Source organism: Mesorhizobium sp. L103C119B0 (assembly GCF_000502235.1).
Lineage (GTDB): Bacteria > Pseudomonadota > Alphaproteobacteria > Rhizobiales > Rhizobiaceae > Mesorhizobium.
The window spans coordinates 1-4422 of record NZ_AYXE01000065.1; the positions used below are offsets into that span (position 1 = coordinate 1).

General features: G+C 60.8%; 3 protein-coding genes and 3 pseudogenes. All 6 read right to left on the reverse strand.

The window, feature by feature from the left end; genetic code table 11:
* Window positions 1-511 (reverse strand): annotated as a pseudogene (locus X728_RS0136905) (4Fe-4S binding protein); the annotation flags it as partial.
* 217 nt (window positions 512-728) lie between these two features.
* Window positions 729-1636: pseudogene (ccoP, locus tag X728_RS01000000167545) on the reverse strand (cytochrome-c oxidase, cbb3-type subunit III).
* Window positions 1637-1638: 2 nt separating this feature from the next.
* Window positions 1639-1788 (reverse strand): CcoQ/FixQ family Cbb3-type cytochrome c oxidase assembly chaperone, encoded by a 150-nt coding sequence (locus tag X728_RS136980; protein ID WP_023673929.1) that lies wholly within the window; start codon window positions 1786-1788, stop codon window positions 1639-1641.
* A gap of 12 nt (window positions 1789-1800) precedes the next feature.
* The gene (ccoO, locus tag X728_RS136975) at window positions 1801-2430 is read right to left on the reverse strand and encodes a cytochrome-c oxidase, cbb3-type subunit II (protein ID WP_031196291.1); all 630 of its coding nucleotides are present in this window, start codon (window positions 2428-2430) and stop codon (window positions 1801-1803) included.
* A gap of 11 nt (window positions 2431-2441) precedes the next feature.
* Window positions 2442-4036: pseudogene (locus X728_RS01000000167550) on the reverse strand (cbb3-type cytochrome c oxidase subunit I).
* 209 nt (window positions 4037-4245) lie between these two features.
* Window positions 4246-4422: transposase (locus tag X728_RS1000000170010; RefSeq protein WP_196815136.1), on the reverse strand; the 177-nt coding region annotated here is incomplete at its 5' end.

Consider the following 4422-nt stretch of genomic DNA (forward strand, 5'->3'; position numbering starts at 1 on the left):
TCGCCCTCGATCGCGCGCTCGACGACCAGGAACAGATCGACCCATACGGTCTGTGGGCATGTGTAGCCACACCATGCACGGCCGACGGTTGACGTGATCAGGAAAAGACCGACGCCGGCCATGACCAGAAGACCGGCGACATAGTAGAATTCCTGCGGCCATATCTCGACGAAGAAGAAGTAGAAGCGCCGGTTGGCGACATCGAGCAGCACGGCCTGGTCGGGGGCAAACGGACCCCGATCCCAGCGCAGCCACGGCGTCAGATAGTAGATGCCCAGCGTGAGCGCCATCACGATCCATTTGAATCGGCGAAAGCTGCCCGAGGCCCGCTTCGGGAAGATCTTCCTGCGCGCGGCATNGTGATCGCCATCACGATCCATTTGAATCGGCGAAAGCTGCCCGAGGCCCGCTTCGGGAAGATCTTCCTGCGCGCGGCATACATTGGCTGGCGCACCTTGGCGGAGTTGACCGCCTCAGCCTCGAGCCGTTCTACCTGCGTATGGTCCAGCACTGGTTTCTCCCGTCGCGCAACTCGTGATTTCGCCGGGGTAAATGTCCTGGCTGGTGCAGTCAGGTCAGCGAAATGCAGCGTGGATCGGATTGTGCCGCCGACCGGATGGCGCCGCGTTGATGCAGGTCAATCGCCGGGTACACGCAAACAGATCGAGGCCCGGCAGAGCCGGGCCTCGTCGCTTGGACGGTGAAGGGCAGGGAATAGGCCCCCGTTCCTATTCCCCACCGCCAAGCGAATGCACGTAAACCGCAAGTTCCTTGACCCTGGTTTCGCCCAGGCGCGCGCCCCAAGCCGGCATCACGCCCTGTTTCGGTGCGGTTACCTGGGCGGCGATGGCGGCTTCGCCCGATCCGTAGAGCCAGATGGCGTCGGTCAGATCAGGAGCGCCGAGTTCCTTGTTGCCCTTTGCATTGTCGCCATGACAGGCCACGCAGTTTTCGGCAAAGACCTTGGCGCCGGGCGCCACCAACACCTGATCGCTGACGGTTTGGGACAGGCTGGCAATATAGGCGCTGACCTGTTTGATCTGATCGGCAGTGATGATGTCGCCAAAGGCCGGCATTTCGGACAGGCGCGTATCCGGATCGGAGGCGAAGCGAATGCCATGTGTAACCGTCTGCTGGATCTGGTCCGCCTTGCCGCCCCACAGCCAGTCGTCGTCGTTGAGGTTGGGGAAGCCCTTGGAGCCCTGGGCGCCGGAACCATGGCACTGCACGCAATTGAGCTTGAACGCGGCACCNGTCCGCCGCGATCTCCGAAACACTTTTCGCTTCTATCGCGGCGACATATTTGCCCTTGGCTGCTTCAGCCTTGGACAACTCGTTCCCGACATCGTTGCGGCTGGAATAGCCGAGCAAACCCTTGGTTGCCGTGTGCAGCAGAGGCCATGCCGGATAGGCGATCGTGTACCCGATCGCCCAGACTATGGTGATGTAGAACGTCCAGACCCACCAGCGCGGAAGCGGGTTGTTGAGCTCCCNTGTACCCGATCGCCCAGACTATGGTGATGTAGAACGTCCAGACCCACCAGCGCGGAAGCGGGTTGTTGAGCTCCCGGATGCCGTCCCACTCATGACCGGTGGTTGAAACACCAGAGATTTCATCGATGTGCTCGTCGCTCATGATCACTCGTCCTCAAGGGGAATCCGGGCAGCTTCGTCGGCCAGCTTGCGGCTGCCGGGGCGCAGGGCAAAGATGATTGCGCCGACAAAAAACAGCGCCATGGCGACCAGACCCCAGCTGTCAGCGAACTCCCGCATCAAATTGTAATCCATGGGCAAACCTCCTCAGCGGTAGCCGGCGGCTTCGTCGTAGTTCTTGAAATCGACCAACGTGCCGAGCATCTGGAGATAGGCGACCAGCGCGTCCATCTCGGTGACCTGTTGCGGGTTGCCGTCGAAGTCGCCGATCTTAGCCTTGGGGTAGCGGGCCTCGAGGCCGGATGTGTCGGCGTTGGGATCAGCCTGCGCCATCAAATCGGCATTGGNATAGCTCGGCATGATCGATTCCGGCACCACGGACCGTGGATCTGTCAGGTGATCCACGTGCCACAGGTTGGAATAGCGGTCACCGACGCGAGCGAGGTCCGGTCCGGTGCGCTTCGATCCCCACTGGAAGGGGTGGTCGTACATCGACTCGGCCGCCAGGCTGTAGTGGCCGTAGCGCTCGACCTCGTCACGGAACGGGCGGATCATCTGACTGTGGCAGAGGTAGCAGCCCTCGCGCACATAGATGTTGCGCCCGACCAGTTCGAGCGGCGAGTAGGGGCGCATGCCCTCCACCTTCTCGATCGTGTTGTCGAGATAGAAGAGCGGCGCGATCTCGACGATGCCGCCGACCGTTACCACTAGGAGGGAGCCCACGAGTAGAAGCGTAGCGTTCTTCTCGATCAATGCGTGTCTGTCCATCAAGCCCATTTTCTGGCTCCTTATTCGGCAGGCTGAAGGGCGAGAACGGAGGCGGGCATCGGCTCCTCCTCGCGCTGGTGTCCGAGAATGGTCATGCCGATGTTCCAGGCCATGATCAGGGTGCCGGAGAGGTACATGGCTCCGCCGATGGCACGCATGACATAGTAGGGGTGCATGGCTGCCACGGTTTCGGCGAAGGAGTAGACCAGGAAGCCCTGTTCGTCGTATTCGCGCCACATCAGGCCCTGCATGATGCCGGACACCCACATCACCGCGGCGTAGACAACGATGCCGAGCGTCGCCAGCCAGAAATGCCAGGTGACGAGCCTGAGCGAATAGAGGCGTTCACGGTTCCAGAGNATGCGACAGCGAGTTGACCGTCTTGATCGACATCATCGGGCCTTCGAAGGTCGACATGCCGTAGAAGGCGATGGCTATCACCATCATGCGGATGATGGGATCGGTGCGCAGCTTGTCCCAGGCGCCCGACAGCGTCATCAGGCCGTTGATCATGCCGCCCCATGACGGCATCCACAGCATGATCGAGAACACCATGCCAAGCGTCTGCGCCCAGTCGGGCAGGGCGGTGTAGTGCAGGTGATGCGGCCCGGCCCAGATGTAGAGGAAGATGATTGCCCAGAAATGGACGATCGACAGGCGGTAGGAATAGACCGGCCGGTTGGCCTGCTTGGGCACGAAATAGTACATCATGCCGAGGAAGCCGGCGGTGAGGAAGAACCCGACGGCATTGTGGCCGTACCACCACTGCGTCAGGGCGTCCTGGACTCCGGAAAATGCGGAATAGCTCTTGGAGCCGAGAAAGGAGGCCGGCATCGACAGGTTGTTGATCACATGCAGCATCGCGATGGTCACGATGAAGGAAAGATAGAACCAGTTGGCGACGTAGATGTGCGGTTCCTTGCGCTTCAGGATGGTGCCCAGAAACAGGATCAGGTAGCCGACCCAGACGATGGTCAGCCAGATGTCGACATACCATTCGGGTTCCGCATATTCGCGGCTCTCGGTGATGCCGAGCAGATAACCTGTCGCGGCCATGACGATGAAGAGCTGGTAGCCCCAGAACACGAACCAGGCGAGATCGCCACCGAACAGCCGAGCGNGTCGCGGCCATGACGATGAAGAGCTGGTAGCCCCAGAACACGAACCAGGCGAGATCGCCACCGAACAGCCGAGCGCGGCATGTGCGTTGGACGACATAGAGAGACGTGCAAAGCAACGCATTGCCGCCGAAGGCGAAGACGACGCCCGAGGTGTGCAGAGGCCGCAAGCGGCCGAAGTTGAACCAGGGCTGGATGTTGAGATCGGGATAGGCAAGCTGCAGCGCGATGACCACCCCGACCACCATGCCAACCACACCCCAGAACATGGTGGCGATGGCGCCGTAGCGGATTGGCCCGTCCATGTAAGCGGACGGGTCGATCGGAGCGGCAGGCTTGAACTCAGTGTTACGCAGTAGGATCGCAGTGAAGCCAGCCAAGGCGAAGAACAAGACCCACATATGCTGGCGAAGGGGTTCATCCACCCCAGCGCCAGCCGCCACCAAAGCCGCGAATGCGAACAGGCTTAGAAGCACGATTTCTTTGCCGAATTTCATCGCAAGCCCCGATTTCCAATTCCGGCGGATGCCAAACCGCGGTGCCTTATTGCGCAGCCGTCGCCTGCTCGCCCTGATCCATGTCAGAGCCGCACCATTTTGCTCGAGCAGCATCGAGTTCGGTGCGATCAGACTGCGACGATCGAATGTGGAAGCGCACCACGGTTGTGTGCGTCAAGTTCTGCAAAATGGGGCGGCCATGATGCTGGTCATGCGGCTTGGCGCAGAGCGAGCTTCTTGTGCTCGCGCAGGTCGTCCATATTGATGTATCGGTTGGCCTCCATCCAGTTTTCATTGGTCTCGACGGCCAAGGCCCTGACCAGGCGCAGGCAGCTTTCGGTGTTGGGGAAGATGCGCACGACATAGGTGCGCCGGCGGATTTCCTC